General features: G+C 41.3%; 14 protein-coding genes and 1 pseudogene. 9 read left to right on the top strand and 6 right to left on the bottom strand.

Going from position 1 to position 16,858, the window contains the following annotated elements; genetic code table 11:
• Positions 1–80: 80 nt before the first annotated feature.
• The 5 genes from NFU46_RS12310 (at position 81) to ggt (ending at position 4,179) form a co-directional block, all read left to right on the top strand.
• Complete coding sequence (locus NFU46_RS12310; RefSeq protein WP_251602210.1) at positions 81–530, top strand: YaiI/YqxD family protein; 450 nt, start codon at positions 81–83, stop codon at positions 528–530.
• On the top strand, positions 527–1,069 hold the full coding sequence (locus NFU46_RS12305; protein ID WP_251602208.1) for a DUF6942 family protein: 543 nt from the start codon (positions 527–529) through the stop codon (positions 1,067–1,069). The genes NFU46_RS12310 and NFU46_RS12305 overlap by 4 nt, the downstream gene beginning before the upstream one ends.
• A gap of 70 nt (positions 1,070–1,139) precedes the next feature.
• On the top strand, positions 1,140–1,508 hold the full coding sequence (locus tag NFU46_RS12300) for a response regulator (RefSeq protein WP_055021240.1): 369 nt from the start codon (positions 1,140–1,142) through the stop codon (positions 1,506–1,508).
• Positions 1,509–1,534: 26 nt separating this feature from the next.
• Positions 1,535–2,347 (top strand): ABC transporter substrate-binding protein, encoded by an 813-nt coding sequence (locus tag NFU46_RS12295; protein ID WP_175081392.1) that lies wholly within the window; start codon positions 1,535–1,537, stop codon positions 2,345–2,347.
• Between the two features lie 134 nt (positions 2,348–2,481).
• The gene (gene ggt / locus NFU46_RS12290) at positions 2,482–4,179 is read left to right on the top strand and encodes a gamma-glutamyltransferase (RefSeq protein ID WP_251602206.1); all 1,698 of its coding nucleotides are present in this window, start codon (positions 2,482–2,484) and stop codon (positions 4,177–4,179) included.
• A gap of 127 nt (positions 4,180–4,306) precedes the next feature.
• Here ggt and NFU46_RS12285 read toward each other — a convergent pair.
• Positions 4,307–4,486 (bottom strand): annotated as a pseudogene (locus tag NFU46_RS12285) (IS3 family transposase); the annotation flags it as partial.
• Positions 4,487–4,672: 186 nt separating this feature from the next.
• Here NFU46_RS12285 and NFU46_RS12280 point away from each other — a divergent pair.
• The gene (locus NFU46_RS12280; RefSeq protein ID WP_251602204.1) at positions 4,673–6,232 is read left to right on the top strand and encodes a tetratricopeptide repeat protein; all 1,560 of its coding nucleotides are present in this window, start codon (positions 4,673–4,675) and stop codon (positions 6,230–6,232) included.
• A gap of 412 nt (positions 6,233–6,644) precedes the next feature.
• Here NFU46_RS12280 and NFU46_RS12275 read toward each other — a convergent pair whose 3' ends face one another.
• The 5 genes from NFU46_RS12275 to NFU46_RS12255 all read right to left on the bottom strand — a co-directional run bounded on the left by NFU46_RS12275 (position 6,645) and on the right by NFU46_RS12255 (position 12,876).
• Positions 6,645–7,307 (bottom strand): class I SAM-dependent methyltransferase, encoded by a 663-nt coding sequence (locus tag NFU46_RS12275; protein WP_251602202.1) that lies wholly within the window; start codon positions 7,305–7,307, stop codon positions 6,645–6,647.
• Positions 7,308–7,316: 9 nt separating this feature from the next.
• Positions 7,317–10,970 carry an SbcC/MukB-like Walker B domain-containing protein gene (locus NFU46_RS12270; protein ID WP_251602200.1) on the bottom strand — a complete coding sequence of 1,218 codons (3,654 nt, stop codon included), beginning with the start codon at positions 10,968–10,970 and terminating at the stop codon, positions 7,317–7,319.
• Complete coding sequence (locus NFU46_RS12265; RefSeq protein ID WP_251602198.1) at positions 10,967–12,199, bottom strand: exonuclease SbcCD subunit D C-terminal domain-containing protein; 1,233 nt, start codon at positions 12,197–12,199, stop codon at positions 10,967–10,969. The genes NFU46_RS12270 and NFU46_RS12265 overlap by 4 nt, the downstream gene beginning before the upstream one ends.
• A gap of 69 nt (positions 12,200–12,268) precedes the next feature.
• A complete protein-coding gene (locus tag NFU46_RS12260; protein ID WP_054553375.1) occupies positions 12,269–12,505 on the bottom strand; it encodes a hypothetical protein in 237 nt (78 codons plus the stop codon).
• A gap of 134 nt (positions 12,506–12,639) precedes the next feature.
• The gene (locus NFU46_RS12255) at positions 12,640–12,876 is read right to left on the bottom strand and encodes a hypothetical protein (RefSeq protein ID WP_054563150.1); all 237 of its coding nucleotides are present in this window, start codon (positions 12,874–12,876) and stop codon (positions 12,640–12,642) included.
• Positions 12,877–13,147: 271 nt separating this feature from the next.
• Between NFU46_RS12255 and NFU46_RS12250 the strand changes: the two genes are divergently transcribed.
• The 3 genes from NFU46_RS12250 (at position 13,148) to NFU46_RS12240 (ending at position 16,831) form a co-directional block, all read left to right on the top strand.
• Positions 13,148–15,586, top strand: coding sequence for a M1 family metallopeptidase (locus NFU46_RS12250; RefSeq protein ID WP_175079905.1), 2,439 nt, complete (start codon positions 13,148–13,150; stop codon positions 15,584–15,586).
• Positions 15,586–16,089 carry a DUF6702 family protein gene (locus NFU46_RS12245; RefSeq protein ID WP_175081381.1) on the top strand — a complete coding sequence of 168 codons (504 nt, stop codon included), beginning with the start codon at positions 15,586–15,588 and terminating at the stop codon, positions 16,087–16,089. The genes NFU46_RS12250 and NFU46_RS12245 overlap by 1 nt, the downstream gene beginning before the upstream one ends.
• Before the next feature lie 124 nt (positions 16,090–16,213).
• Positions 16,214–16,831, top strand: a complete 618-nt coding sequence (locus tag NFU46_RS12240; RefSeq protein ID WP_055021253.1) for an HAD family hydrolase — start codon at positions 16,214–16,216, stop codon at positions 16,829–16,831.
• Positions 16,832–16,858 lie beyond the last annotated feature (27 nt).

The raw sequence follows: 16,858 nt of genomic DNA, 5'->3' as shown, positions 1-16,858 counted from the left end.
ACAAATTAATACGTTAATAGCACTAATTTAGTTCAATTACGGTAAACTATTAAGGTCTAAAATTAAAGATTGAGAACAGCATGAAGATTTGGGTTGATGCAGACGCCTGCCCCGTCGTTATTAAAGAAATATTATTTCGTGCCGCAGAGCGCACGCAGACCTTTACCACATTAGTGGCGAACCATGCGATGCGAGTGCCACCCTCAAAGTTTATTAGCCGTTTGCAGGTATCTTCGGGGTTTGATATTGCCGATAACGAAATCGTTAAACGTATTGAGCCGAATGATTTGGTGATCACCGGTGATATTCCGTTAGCTGCTGAAGTTATCGAAAAAGGTGCCCAAGCGCTTAATCCGCGCGGTGAGTTATATACGACCGAAAATATTCGCTCACGTTTAAATGTTCGTGATTTTATGGAAACTATGCGCTCAAGTGGCGTTGAAATGGCCGGTGGCCCACCGCCTTTAAGCCAAGCAGACCGCCAAAACTTTGCAAATAACCTAGATCGAATCCTCGCTAATAAGTCATGAGTGTCGTTAAAAGTGTGCCACTGCAGGGTTTTGGTGATGAAGCCTTTAAAGTCGCTGTTTATATAGAAAAGCGCCCGCCGATGCCTGCTTGGCAACAGCTTAAGTATTTGCATGCAATGCAACCCGGCCAAATAAACGAAATAAACCAAGCATGTGGCAATGGTTGGCGCAAGGTTTTTAATGTGTATGGCAAAGTACTTTTTGCACTACCAAGTGAATATTATGATTTTGCTAAAAGAGCACCTGATTGGCAGAGCTTTCGCGATGAACAACTACTGCAAGCACATAGCCAAACTGCATTACTGTTTAGCCCACCGATATTAGGCAAACCAGAGCAATTACATATAATTGCAGGGCGAACCCATGCTAAGCAGCTTATAAATGACGGGCTTTTGCATTGCCAATTAACTTGGCTTGATGATGAATTTGCTATTAGTAAATCTGATAAAGTGATTGTTTGCCCATATTTTGATTACCGCCAGCTGAGCAACATTAAAATTGCACGACTTAGCCAGCTAGTTGCAGATATTTTTTCTTAGTTTCTGGTTTATTGCGTTATTGAGTTAGCAAACTAAGCTTTAAATATTGTAAAACTTCATAGTACTCTAGATGAAAATACTGGTCGTTGACGATATGCCACTTATGCGCCATGTGTTAATAAACATGTTGCGTAGGCTTGAATATAAGGATATAACGGAGGCGACTGATGGCGCTCAAGCGTTTGATTTACTCGAAAAACACTGCTTTGATCTGGTGATTACTGATTTGCATATGCCGAAAATGGATGGCAAATGTTTGCTTAATCATATTCGCGAAAACCCAGTCCTAAGTGATTTACCTGTATTGATGGTAACCTGCGAAGACAGTAAACAAACAGTAAGCGAGATGATCACAGCAAAAGTGAACGGTTTTATCATTAAGCCTTTTTGTTTAAATACACTACAAAAGCAGTTAAGTCGAATTGTTAAACCAGAATAACCTGTTAAAAACTGGAGTTAAGAGCGATGTTTAAGCATTTAACAATAGTAAGTTTATTCACTGCCAGCACAGCCATGGCGAGTGCTGAACAATTGACTTTATACACCGAAGTATTCCCTCCCTATAACTTTGTGCAGCACAATCAACTCACCGGTATTAACACCAAAATCATGGAATCTTTGTGTGAAAGAGCCAAGTTGAGCTGTACGTTTAGTGTATTGCCTTGGAAGCGCGCAATGTCACTAACACTCGCCCAACCGAATGCTGGAATTTACTCTACTTCACGCACCGCAAAGCGAGAAACTCAATTTTATTGGGTTGGTCCTTTGGTATCTGGGCATTCATGTTTATACCGTTTAAATAACCGTAATGACATTAAAGTAACGAGTACACAATCGTTGCAAAACTACACCATTGGCGTATCTCGTGGTGATGTTTATCAAACCGTTCTTGCTGATTTTAACCTTGCTGAAGGCCAGCAATTTTTAACTTACTCAAAAAAGTTTGAAGAGCTAAAAATGTTTAAGCAAGGTAAGCATGACTTGCTGATTGGCTCCTCTCTCACTCTTTCATCACAGTTGATGAATGTAGGTATGAGCCCAGACCAAGTCACGCCGGTATTTGAGTTAAAGCATCCTGCCTTGGTGGGTAATTACTTAGCACTTAACAAAAACACATCGCCAGAGTTGATCACTAAGCTGCAACACGCCCTCGATACCATGAAGCAAGAAAACCTGATTGACTCTCTTGTTGATCAGTTTGTAGCAGAGGATATGCACTCTCACGGCGAAGCATCGACAGTTGCACAGCAGTGCTTAAATGGTTCTGCTATTTACTAAATTGGATTGGCTTTAGGTAAGTTAGCCGCTATTTTTTTATTTTAGAAGTCAATCGCGATTTTTCGCGCTCGAACGCAAAGCCATTGCCTCATCTTAAATTGCTTTTTATAGTGACAAATAAAAAGGGCAGAACTATGAAATCAACTCCACTCATTAAGAGCTTAGTGCTAGCAGTATGCTTAGGCACAACAGGCGCCACTCAAGCTTACGATCGCATCACTGGCCATAACTTTGCTAGTCGTTCTGAAGTCATCGCACAATCAGGGATGGTTGCAACATCACAGCCGTTAGCTACGCAAGTAGGCTTACAAGTATTAAAAGACGGTGGTAATGCCATTGATGCTGCTATTGCGGCAAATGCAGTACTTGGTTTGGTTGAACCGACCGGGTGTGGAATTGGTGGCGATTTATTTGCCATTGTTTGGGATAACAAAAGCAAGCAACTCTACGGTTTAAATGCTTCAGGCCGTTCACCACAAAGCTTGTCTTTTGAAACTTTAAAAGCGCAAGGTGATTATATTCCTGCTTATGGGCCCTTGCCTGTGTCGGTACCGGGTACGGTAGATGGTTGGTTTGAGTTACATAAAAAGTTTGGCAAAACACCAATGAAAGCCTTACTCCAACCTGCTATCGACTACGCTGAAAATGGCTTCCCTGTGTCTGAACTGATTGCCTATTATATGCAAAAAAGTGTGGCTGCTCGTGGTAAATACCCAGGTTTTAAAGATGTATATATGGCTGATGGGGCAATGCCAGAAAAAGGGGAAATCTTTAAGAACCCTGCCCTTGCAAACACCTATCGTAAAATAGCCAAAGGCGGCCGAGATGCCTTTTACAAAGGCGATATTGCTAAAGAAATTGGTCGCTACATGAAAGAAAACGGCGGCTACTTATCCTATGAAGATTTAGCTGCCCATCATAGTGAATGGGTTAAGCCTGTGAGCGCCGATTATAGAGGGTATACGCTTTGGGAATTACCACCAAATGGTCAAGGTATTGCTGCACAGCAAATTCTAAATATTCTTGAAGGTTACGATATCAAAGCAATGGGCTTTGATAGCCCAGAATACGTACATACCTTTGTTGAAGCGAAAAAGCTCGCGTTTGCAGATCGTGCAAAGTACTACGCCGATCCAGCATTTAACACCATTCCCGTACAAACACTTATTTCACAGCAATATGCTGACCAAAGACGCAAACTGATAGACCCTAACAAAGCCGCAAAACGTGACCATGCAGGCCCAGTAGAAGGCGATACCATTTATATGACGACCGCCGACAAAGACGGCAACATGGTTTCACTTATTCAAAGTAATTACCGCGGCATGGGCTCAGGTATGACACCAGCAAAATTAGGTTTTGTATTGCAAAACCGTGGCGAAATGTTCGCCCTTAAAAAAGGCCACATGAACCAATATGAGCCAGGCAAACGACCATTTCATACAATCATTCCTGCGTTTGTCACCAAAGATGGCAAGCCATATATGAGTTATGGCGTGATGGGCGGTGCAACACAGCCACAAATGCATGCTCAAATACTGATCAACATGATTGATTTTGGCATGAACCTGCAAGAAGCCGGTGATGCACCGCGTATTCTGCACACAGGTTCATCGCAGCCAACCGGTGAGATCATGGAAGACGGTGGTTTTGTTAGCTTAGAGTCAGGTTTTTCAATGGAAACCCGCCGTGAGTTAATGAAAAAAGGCCACACATTACAAGACGCGGTTGGCCCATACGGTGGTTATCAAGCTATATTGAAAGACCCAAAAAGCGGCGTTTATTACGGCGCATCAGAAACCCGTAAAGACGGACAGGCCGCGGGGTATTAGGTTCTCGGTAGTTAGCGAGTTAAGAGAGCTGTCAGCTATCAGCCGTCAGCTATCAGCCGTCAGCTATCAGCCGTCAGCTCTCAGACTCATGATCTGTGATCTGACCCCGATAAAGTAGACACAGGGTTTAATTAATTTGTTCGTACTGCATGGGACTTTTATACCCTAGGGTGCCATGCCTTCTTATTGAGTTGTAGTAATTTTCAATATAAAAATACGTTTGTGTTGTCATTTCACTACGACTCAGTTCGTTTAAATTCTTTATCCACTCCTTTTTATACTGCGCGAAGAAGTTTTCAGAGCATGCTATTTTATATATCGGGCGTCCGGTAATGTATTTCTGCCCTAGAAACATTTAACGTAGAAACTCTAGCGAGGTGGTTGGAATTGTTTTTATGTTAATTAACCAGAGTTTTTCTTATTGTTTATATTGAGAAAACGAACGAATAACTTTAGTATAAATATTTTAATTTTATCTCTCTGGGGAAATTGTTTGTTCAGTAGTTTGAAAAATATAGAAAACAAGATGTCATTAGGCTTTTGGGGTTTTGTAATTACTTTACTCTCTATACTATTATCAATTTATTTTTATTTTAAAACACCAAAACCTGATCTCAATTATATCATTTCTTCTAGTTCTCCTGTTCTCGATGTTAGGGAAAAAGTAGGCAAACTAGACATCGTATATGACGGAAAGAGTTTAAGTTCAGAAAAGAAAGCTCTTCAATTAATTACTTTGAGAGTAATTAATCAAGGCGATACTGCAATATCAAAGCAATCATATGATAATTTGGCTCCTATAGGGTTTGAGGTTTTATATGGGACATTTGCTGAACCCCCTAAAATTGTTGCAGCGAGTCAGCCTTACTTAGAAGAATATACAACGATCCAAGAAGTAACAAACTCAAAAATCACATTCTCTGATGTGATAATTGACGCTGGTCATTTCTTTGAGTTGAAGTTGTTAATTATGTATACAAACGGTGAGACACCTAAAATTGCGCCGCTTGGTAAAATAGCGTCCTTAGACGAAATAGACGTCATATACGATGCAAAACAATTAGAAGAAGAGTCATTTATTTCATCAGCTTTGTTCGCTACAACAGGTATTCAGTTATTTCGGATTATTTTTTATGGGATTATCTTCCTTTTAATGTTCGCGGCTTACTTCAGTATAGAAGAACGTCTTAGCGAGTTGAAACATGTAAGGAAAAAGAAAAAACTTGTGCAGAGTTATAAGAATTTCAAAAAAGAGCAAATTAGCAGAAGAGATGAGTTCTTTTTTGATTATTACCTTAGGCATGGCCCTACTGAAATAAAATTGCTTTCAGAGTTATTAAGCAAAGTTAATGACGATGATAAATCAATAATGACATCTGAAGAGTTACAATTTGAAAGTTTTAACCTTGGGCTTACTTCAGAAGAGCTATTAAATGAAGGTATTATTGTCTCTAAAGATAGCGAACGATATTGCACAGAACCTGCTAGGTATGCTGTTCTAATAAGCTTTGTTGAATATTTAAAAAGGCAAGGCGAGTTCGATAGGAAGCTTGCTTCATTAGAAGAGACAAACGCTGAAATGCAAATTGTAGAAGATCAAATGTCTAACGTATCCAAAGACATGAGTGCAATAAAATTTGAACAACTAAAATTACAGGGGGCTGTTGCACTAAATGAAGGGAATTATGAAAAAGGAATTACATATTTTTCAGAATATTTGAAGAAGTACCCTGATGATCCAAGTGCACTATGGAAATTAGCTTGTTGTCAAAAACGCATAGGCAAAACTCTGCTAGCTCTGGAGTCTATAGAAAAAGCTATAAATAACTCAACAGAAATATCCTATTTAATGCATTATAATTATGCATGTTATTTGGCTTTGAATGAAAGAGATATAAATGAGGTTATTGAAGCTCTATCTCAAGCCCTACAAAATGATGAAACTAATAGAGTAAAGGAACAAGTTCCAACAGAATCTGACTTTGAATCAGTGAGAAGTATTCCTGAATTTATTGCGCTCGCGGCTCAATTTGGTATAGAATTGGATAAGTAAGCAAGAAATTAAATTCGTTATTGCTAATGTCTATATTTTTGTACTAGGATGTCAGTAAGCACGATGTTTTATATCTTAAATAGGGTGATGTTATGAAAGTTTTAAAATTCCAATTTGTTATTCAGGATCTAACTCCACCTATAATTGATTAGATCATTATTGTAGGCCGCTAAAAGCGGCCTTTCTATTACTTCTTATTTTATCACAACACCCTCGTTTTTTCATGTATTTAAAATAAAAGGTATCGAGCAGCTCAAGTCAAAAGCTGTTATTCAAGGCTCGATAAAGTTTGCAAGTTCAAATGGTTAGAACCTCGCGCAAAATAAATTTCACGCCTACGTGTTGTAGCTTTACTCTTTCCCCTTGAGACTCGCTAACTATCAATCTGATAGCTGACAGCTCTATAAAACAGCTAACTCCCAACCACATACCCTGCAAAACCAAGCACTTTAAAGTACTGTTTTGGGGTGCTGAAGCGGGTTTCATTCATCAACTCTGCAAAACGAATGCGGTCTAATGGGTAAAACTCGTGCTCTAGGTTGTGGCGCATGCGTTCTACGCCGACTTCGGTTAAACCTAACTGCGTACACAGCTGTAGTTGAGATTCGCGCTCAAAAGCGGTTTCTGGGCGCATTAAATCGGCAATGTATAAGTTGCTCGATTTTTTAAGCTTGCTGTGAATCGCTTTTAACAGCGTTTTTTTATCGCCGTTATCTTCAACAAAGTGCATGACTAGTAAACACAGTGCGGCGTCACATTGAGTGTCGATGTCGTTGATATCACCGCAGTGTACTGTCACGCGATCGCTGATGTTATGCTGGCCAAACTGTTGCTCGGCAATATCGAGCATGTCTTGTGAAATGTCTTGAGCAATAAACTGCCAGCTTGGTTTTAGCGCCGCTAATTCAATGATTTCTTTACCTGTTCCGGCACCAACTACTAAAATGCACGCATCATCGCTCAGCGTGGTTGCTAATTGGGCTGCGGTTGCTTGATGTAATAGCTCATAACCTGGAACTAGGCGCAAAATGCGTTCGTCGTAGTGATTTGCTTCTTCGTGATTAAAAGTTGGCATGCTAATCCTTTAAATAACTGAGATGGTCGAATAACCACCTGGTTTTTTCGCTACATGCACTTGCGTGGCAACGCGTTCGGTCATTTCTGATACGTGAGAAATAACCCCTACTTTGCGGCCTTGTGCTTGTAGTGAATCAAGAGCATCCATCGCGATGCTTAACGTTTCACTGTCCAACGTACCAAACCCTTCGTCGATAAACAAAGAGTTTATTTGCACTTTATTCGACGATAATGAAGCAAGCCCAAGCGCCAGTGCTAACGACACTAAAAATGACTCACCGCCCGATAATGTATTAACAGAGCGCTGCTCATCGGCCATGTCTTTATCGATAATAGCGATATCGAGCGTTTGCCCTATGGCTGTTAATTTGTAGCGTTTATTTAGAGTCTGTAAATGACTATTCGCGTAGTGCAGCAGTATTTTTAAGGTTTGCGTTTGCGCTAAATTACGCATGGTTTTGCCGCTGGCATCCCCTATGACTTTATTGAGTAAATGCCAGTGCTCATAGCTTTTTTGCTGCTCAACTAATAGCTTTTGTTTATCTTCAAGCGCTTGGCTATTTTGTTGATGGGTTTTAAGCTCAGTCGCAACTTGCAATAGTGCATTATTCGCTTGTACTTGTTGCTCTGTGGCTTGATTAAGCTGTAATTGCAGCTCATCTTCACCGAGAGCTGGCTTGTCTTTTTGGTGCTGAGCCAGCGCCTGCTGTCGTTGTTTTAAAAGAGCCTCAGCGTCTTTTAAGCTACTTTCGGCGGTGTGGTAATCTGCCAGAGTTTGTTTTATTTCAGCGGGGTTTATCGTTAATAGCTCACTAACTGCTTGCTCATCCAAGCTTGGGTGCTGCGCTTTAAAATCGTTAAACCACACGCTAAAACGATCATTAAGCGCTGCTTGCTCAGCGGTGAGCTCTTTTTCACGTTCTTCAATATTGGCGATTTGAATGGCTTGTTCGTCACGCGCCTTCACCGCATTACTATGGGTTGCTTGGGCGAGTTGCAGTGCCTGCTGCGCTGAATCTATCGCCTTTTCAAGCTCTGCTATAAACTCATCTACCGATATCGCTGCGTTACTAAATAAGCCCTCGCGCTTTGATTGTATCTGCGTTAATTCGTTTTCAGTTTGGCTTAGTTGCTCGTTGTACTGAGTTAAAGAGGCGTGTGCTTCGTTAAGTTGCGGCGTTACATGTGCAAGGTGCTGCTCAATGGCTTTTAAGCTAGTTTTAAGCTCATCTGCCGTTTGCAGCGAAGCTTGATAAGCCTCAACGTGCTCTGCAATGTTCTCTAAAGAAATGCTTTGTGTATTGAGTGCCTGCCACCAAGGTGCACTGGCGAACTGTTGATTCAGTGTCGTATAGAGTTGCTGATGATCATCATTGAGCTCGTTTAAACGTGTTTGCTGATTATTCAGCTGTTGCTGTAATTCGTTTAACTGCTGCTCTTTGCTATGTAGCGTTTGCCCTTGCTGATTATACTCAGCTTGCTTAGCCGCAAGCGTGTTTTGCAGTTGTTGTTGCTGCTCAAGGGTTTTGTAGTATTGCTGTTTTTGCAGGCTGAGCTGTTGTTGACGCTCGCTTAACTGCTCTTCGGTTAAATCATTTAGCTCAGTACGATTAGCTGCCATGGTTTCTTTGAGACTTTGTTGTTGCGCGCTTAGCTCTGAGATTTGCCCAGTTAACGAGCTTGTCTGTTGGCTACATGCCGCCAGCTCATTACTTTTAGCTTGCTGTAATGCTTGCTGAGCTTTTAAATGCTGTTTGGCATTAGTTAGCTGGTTGGTAAAGTCGTTAATAAGTTGACTAAATTGCTCGTTAACCATTTCTTCATGCATAAACGGGTGCTCTTTTGAGCCACATACTGCACACGGCTCCCCTGCTTTTAAGGTAGCGCGTAACTGGCTGACCCCTTCACTGGCTCTAAGCTGCACTTGCTGTAAGTTTTGCTCACAAAACGAAACCTGCTGCTGCGCTTGCTCTGCCCCTTGCTGCGCATCTTTTAATGCTGTTTGTAGTTGCTGCTCAGTTTGGCTTAATGTGTTTAGCTGGGTTTGCCAATTTTTTAACTGCTGATGATTAGTTTGCCATACTTGGCGCTTTTCAATCAGGTGCTTAATCGCCTCAAGCCCCGCATCAATATCTGCCATTGATTGGGTGTTTAAACTCGATTTAAAGGCGGTATCTTGCTCATTTAGGCGCTTAATTTCTTGCTCAAGGGCTTGGTATTGAGTTTTACACTGCTGCGCAGCTGTTTGCTGCTCATCAATTTTAGGTTGAAGAGCTTTTACGTTTTGCTGTGATTGGCTAATTGTGTGCTGTTGCTGGCTAAAGCGGCTTAACTCACTTTTATAGAATGACCAGTCTTTTGCTAATGGTTGCCATTGTGCGTGTGTTTCTAAATAGCTATTTATTTGTGCTTGTTGATCGAGCTGTTTTTGCTGCTCTGATTTATGGCTATTTAGTGTAATAGTCAGCTCTTGATGATGGTGTTTTGCTTTCTCTGCTTGTAATTTTTGCGCTGCTGCTTGTTGGTTTAATACGGCAAGTTGCTTATCTAACTCACGGGCCTGGCTAATAATAGGCTGCGCGTCTTTTTGTGCTTGCTTTGCTTGGTTTAGTTGCGCGGTTTGCTTCTCAAGTGTTTGCTCAGCGTCTTTGATCAGTGTTTCATGGTCAACATTTAAAAGCTGCTCACGGTTTTTAATAAGTTGCCCATGTTGAGCAGCAATCGAAGTAACGCGCTCGCGGTTATCTTTTATTTCTAGGCATTGCTGGGCTTGTTTCGCTTCAGTGGCTTTTTCAGCAAGCGCGTGCATTTGTTGCTGTAACTCTTGCTTTGCTTGCTCTGCCTGGTTTAGCTGCTGTTGCTGCTGAGATGCTTGCTTGTACCACGTTTGGTACTGTTCAAATTGTTTTATTTGCTTTTGCAACTCAGCAAGTTTAGCCTCAAGCGCTTTTTGTTCTGCTTGTTTCGTTTCGACCTCTTCAGGGCTTAAAACCTGATAGTTACTTAAACTTAACTTTAACTGCTCTAATGCTTGCAGCTGATCACGATGGCGTTCAAAAATTCGCTGGCCAATGCGGCTGAATTTATCGGTGCCTGTTAAGCATTCAAGTAGTTGCGCACGCTCATCCCCGGTTGCTTTTAAAAATGCGGCGAATTCATGTTGCGCAAGCAGTACTGCTCTTGAGAACTGCTCAAAGCTCAAACCAATAATACGCTCGATTTCTTTACTTGCTGCGCTTCTATCAGCGATAAGGGTTTCATCAGGTAAAGAGTGCAGGCTATGTTGTGCAGGTTGTAACTTGCCATCGGCTTTATTACGCGCTCGGCTAAAACTTAACCTTGCTCGGTACTGCTGTTTATCTTGGCCAACGAAGTCAACTTCGGCATAGCCTTGCCCTGCCCCGCGGCGTAATAAATTACGCGAATCATTGAGTTTTATATTGTCGCCGTTAAAGTCAATTTTATTGCCTGTATCGCCGCGTAACCTTGCGGTTTTATTATAAAGCGCTAAGCAAATGGCATCGAGTAATGTGCTTTTACCGGCGCCAGTATCACCGGTGATGGCAAACAACCCTGCTTCTTTTAATGGTGAAGCGCTAAAGTCGACTTCGGCGTCTAAGATAGAGGCGAGTTGGTGAACACGAATCGCTAAAATTTTCATAGTAGGTCCTCTGCATTCAACTCATCGATCACTTGGCTTAGTAAGCTTTCTAATTCTTTTGGCACCGCCTGCCCTGCCATATCTTTATTGTTTGCAAATGCTTGCTCTAAAAGTGAATGTGGGTTTAGCGCTTCAATTTGCGAGACATCTTCAAATAGAGTTTGTTCATCGTCTTGCTGGTTGCTTTGCTGACGTACCCTTTCAATACCACAAAACTTAACCTGCTTACCTTCAAGGGCTTGTTCTATTTGTTCCCTAAAAGTGGTGTCCGTGTCATGGGCGCTCAATTTAACCCGCAGGTATGGCGCTAAATCTTCATCTGTTAAATCGAGTTGCTTTATAAGCTCACAGAGTTCGTTCAGTGGCACACAGTCTTTTTCTGGTAGCAACATGACTTTACAAAAGCTAGGAATGTAAAGGGGGTTTACAGAAGTACCTGAGTCACTAAGCTCTACTATCACAACTTGATGCTGATAGCGTCTTTCAGAAAATGACATCGGCATTGGCGTGCCACTGTAGCGAATGGTCTCTTTTTTCGCGACTGTCTGAGCTTTATGAAGATGCCCTAGCGCAACATAATCAGGTTGATCAGTAAATATGCTTGCCGATATTGCATCTTCACCACCAATAACTAAATTACGTTCAGAATCAGATGAAATGTCTCCACCTTTTGCATGCAGGTGGCCCATAGCTATTAATGGCGCGTTAGGTAATTCGTTTGCTGCTTGTAATGCATCTTTGTAAGCAAGGGCAACGGCTTGGTTGTAACTTAACGGTTGCTCTTGTTGGCGGTTATAGCTGCTTAAATCACTGCTACGTAAAAATGGCATGGCAACAACATTCGCATCGCCGTTTTTTGTGCTGATTGGCAGTACTACTTCATGAGGAGCATTGCTATCAAAGCGGCCAACAACATGGGTATCAAACTGAGCCAATAAAGGTTTTGCCGCCATAATACGATTTGCTGAATCATGGTTGCCAGCAATAATCACTATGTGTAAGTCAGGGCAATGTTGCTTAGTGGTTTTAATAAATTGGTAGAGTTGGTTTTCTGCGCTGGCAGGAGGTGTTGCCGTATGATAAATGTCACCCGCAACCAGTAGTAAGTCGATCTGTTCTGACACAAGCGTATCGGTTAACCAAGCTAGAAATGCTTGATGCTCATCGAATCGGGAATGCTCGTAGAATTGTTGGCCTAAATGCCAATCAGATGTATGAAGGACTTTCATTAAACGCTCTTATTATTTATTAAGAGCGTCAATATACCTAAGCTGAGCCAAGATGCCCAGCCTGGTTTGTTAACTTAAGCTATACCAAGCAAAAACCACCATAGGCAATGCTAACAATGCCATTATCATAGGTACTTTAAGCGCTTTAGTTTGCTTAGCTTGTAAAATCTTAAGGGCATTTGTTTCATTACATGCCGCTACTTTGTCGATATAAAAATACCCTGAATCTAGGTACTGTTTACAATTTTGTTCGTCCGCTGGAATTGCAATTAGTTCTTGTTGTTTTTTTAGGATATAGAAATCCATACGCTCACCGAATTCTATGCTGATTACCAAACATTTTGGGGTTTAAAATGCATGCTTCGCAGACCCCAAAATCAAAAAAGTGGGCGATTTTAAATACAAATGGCAGTAAATTTCAATAGCAAATGTCGCAAAATTTAATTTATTGCAAAAATAATGGCAATTAAGGATAAAATTACCAGTGCAGTCGGGTAAATTAGCCACTTTTTAGACCCATTTACACTCGGGTTCGTGCGAGATAATGCATCTGACTCATCACAAGCTGCAATCACTTCGACAAATTCAAATCCGCGTTCTTTGTACTCGTTTAGAATTGATTCTTGAGCAGGAATGGCTGCTAAACGAGAGTCTTTTTTTACAATATAAAACTTCATCTAATCACCCTTTCATCATTAACTACAATTTAAGCAGAGTATCTAATGATTAACTGTAATACTTTGGGATGAATTAGTGCTGAACTAAAATTAACCAGTGTTTTGTAAAGGGGGTTTACAAGGTGTTAATTAAGGCAATTTTTTTGTGAAGAATAGGTCTTCAATAAAACATCGAATACTACCCGAAAAATCCCGCACTTTATCGTTATTTTATTGCAACTTTGTTAGCAGTTTGCGATGGTACACTGGCAAATTAATTACAGGATTAACAATGAAAAAAGCAGTTCTCAAATTGAGTGCTTTGGTATTGCCTTTAGCAGTATCTTCAGCTGTGATGGCGTCATCTGTTGAGCAAACTAAAGGCTCATTCGTTGACAAGTTCCGTCAGCTAGACGAAGCACTTCCAACTCCAAACGTATACCGTAGTGCAGCCGGTGAACCCGCTGAAAATTACTGGCAACAGCAAGTAAACTACGACATCGATGTAAAGCTTGATGAAAAGAAACGCCGCTTAACAGCAAGCCAAACTATCGAATACAAAAATAACTCGCCGCACACCTTAAAATATCTTTGGTTACAACTAGACCAAAATATCTTTAAATCTGACTCAATTGCAGAAATGACTTCAACTTTCAATGGTAAAACATTGCAAGGTGACCCTCAGCCAAAATCAACTAAATTGAGCCTAGGTCAGTTACGTCGTCAGCAATTCATGGCCGACAACGAGCTGGGTTATCAAATCGCCAATGTTAAAGACGAAGACGGAAAAGAGCTTAAAGTTACTGTAGTAGATACCTTAATGCGTATCGACTTAAACGAGCCGCTTAAACCGGGTAAAGACGTTGAGTTCAGCATGGACTTCGCCTTTAACATTGTTGAAGAAGACGCCGTTGGTGCACGTTCAGGTTATGAACACTTTGAAGAAGATGGTAACGATATCTTCTTATTAGCGCAGTGGTTCCCTCGTCTTGCTGCATACACTGACTATGAAGCCTGGACTAACAAAGCTTTCTTAGGAAGCGGTGAGTTCACGCTTGAGTTTGGTGACTACGATGTAGAAATTACAGTACCTGCTGATCACATCGTATCGGCAACAGGTAAGCTTGATAACCCAAGCAGCGTTCTGACTAGCACACAACGTAAGCGTCTTGAACAAGCTGAAGATGCTAAGCGCCCTGTTTTCATCGTGACTGAAGAAGAAGCGTTAGAAAACGAGAAAGAAGGCACAAACAAAACTAAAACATGGCACTTTAAAGCTGAAAACGTACGTGACTTTGCGTGGGCTTCTTCACGTAAGTTTATGTGGGACGCAAAAGGCTATCATCAAGGCGGTAAAGATCAGCCGTTAGTAATGGCAATGTCTTTCTACCCGAAAGAAGGTGGCGACCTTTGGAAAAAGTACTCTACTGAAGCTGTTGTTCATACAATGGAAGTGTATTCGCGCTTCTCGTTTGACTACCCTTACCCTGTGGCTCAGTCTGTAAATGGTCCTGTAGGTGGTATGGAATATCCAATGATCACCTTCAATGGTCCGCGTACTGACCTACAAGACGACGGTACACGTACTTACTCACAAGCAGAAAAGCGTTTCTTAATTGGCGTTGTTATCCACGAAGTAGGTCACATTTACTTCCCTATGGTGGTTAACTCTGATGAACGTCAATGGACGTGGATGGATGAAGGTCTTAACAGCTTCTTAGATGGTGTTGCTGGTCGTGAATGGGACCACACAATTCCTTGGGGTGTTGAGCCTCGCGATGTTGTTGCATACATGAAGTCTGAAAACCAAGTGCCGGTTATGACACAGTCAGACAGCGTATTACGTTTAGGCCCAAATGCTTATACTAAGCCTGCTGCTGCACTTAACATTTTACGTGAAGTGATCCTTGGCCGTGAGTTATTCGACTTTGCATTTAAAGAATATGCACAGCGTTGGAAGTACAAGCGCCCTACTCCAGCTGATTTCTTCCGTACTATGGAAGAAGCATCAGGTGTTGACCTTGATTGGTTCTGGCGTGGTTGGTTCTACACTACAGATCACGTTGATATCTCGCTAGACAAGGTTTACCAACTTCGTTTAGATACCAAAAACCCTGATATCGACTTTAATCGTTTACGTGATATTGAAGCTGATAAGCCAATGCCGTTATTCGTAAAACGTAATAAAGAAGAAGGCAAAAAACTGTGGGTTGAAGAAAACCCAGACGTAACTGACTTCTACGACGAAAACGACCGCTTCACAGTAACTAACAAAGAGCGCAACGCGTATAACAAATTCCTTAAAGGTCTAGAGCCTTGGGAACGTAAAACGTTTGAGCGTGCAATCAAAGAAGATAAAAACTACTACGTACTTGAGTTCTCAAACTTAGGTGGCTTAGTCATGCCTATCTTATTAGAGCTTACTTATGAAGATGGTACGAAAGAAGAGCAGTACATTCCGGCTGAAATCTGGCGTCGTAACCACAAGCATGTACAAAAGCTAATTGTTACAGAAAAAGGTAAAAACCTAGTGTCTGTAACAGTCGACCCACGCTGGGAAACAGCGGATGTTGATGTAGAAAACAACAACTACCCGCGTCGTATTATTCCATCACGCATTGAAGTGTACAAACGTGAGAAGAGTAAAGCGAAAGTTAGCCGCGATATCATGCAAGATATTAAAACTGAGCTGAAAAAAGACGACGATAAAGATGCCCAGGAGCAACAATAATGCGCTTTGCAGCCATTATTCTTGCTTTATTACTGAGTGCGCCAACCATGGCGCACCAGTTAAAAGCATCTGTGACAACGGTGCTGTTTAATAAACGCACCAACAACATAGAGCTGATGCATCGTTTTTATTTACATGATACAGAGCACGCCGTTGAACATTTGTTTGACGGCAATGCTGATATCTTAAGTAATAAAGAAGATCAAAAGCGTTTTGCTGATTATGTTGAGTCACATATTGCTCTACAAACTTTAGGTGGCAAACCACTTGAACTTAAAGATGTGGGTGCGCAAGTTGATGGTAAATTCTTTTGGGTTTATCAAGAAGTCACGATACCTGAAGGAATTCATGGCATTCGTATGAGCAACGGAGCACTTCGTGACCTATGGCCAGCACAAGTTAATATGGTAAACATTGAAGGCAAAGGAAAAGTAAAAACACTGACGTTTAGCCAAGATGATACCTGGCTTGAGGCAAGGTTTGAGTCGGTCAATCCAGAATAATAGCAATCCTAAAGGATTAAAAAAGTTCCTTTTTTAATCCTTTGATCCTTTAATTAACCCATTTCGTAAACTATCTTATTAATGGGCTTCAAAATTTTCCCAACTCTCATATACAGGGACTTATATGACTATCCATGACAACAATATCCGTGGTGTAATCTTTGACTTAGATGGTACTTTGGTTTCATCAGAGTTGGATTTTTCGCTTATCAAAGCGCAGGTAGGCTGTCCTGTTGAGAATGACTTACTTGCTTACATTGCATCATTACCTTCGCCTTACATGCGTGAAGAGGCGATGAACATAGTTCATCAGCATGAACTCATAGATGCACAACACGCTCATTTATTGCCAGGTGTTGCTGAGGCAATTACTAGGCTTAAAGAAAATAACATCCCGATGGCGATTGTAACTCGTAACTACGACCGTGCAGCTGCTATTAAATTAAAGAATAACCCATTACCAATAGAAACTGTACTCACTCGCTCTGATGCGCCAGCTAAGCCTGATCCTAGTGCTTTAAATGCGATTGCGACATTATGGGAGCTTGATCAGTCTGAGTTACTATATGTTGGCGATTACTTATTTGATATTCAGGCTGCGCATAATGCCAACATGCGTGCTTGCTTGTACGCACCAGATGAAATTCCTGAGTATGCGAATCAGGCCGATTATGTAATGCATCATTTTTCAGAACTACCTACTTTGGTTGACTCATTCCAAGAAAATAAGGTGTTATGTTAAATAGCCTTGTTTTTTATTTTTCCTGAG

The sequence above is a fragment of the Pseudoalteromonas sp. NCCP-2140 genome (assembly GCF_023708065.1).
Lineage (GTDB): Bacteria > Pseudomonadota > Gammaproteobacteria > Enterobacterales > Alteromonadaceae > Pseudoalteromonas.
This window is presented reverse-complemented; position numbering and strand designations above follow the sequence as displayed.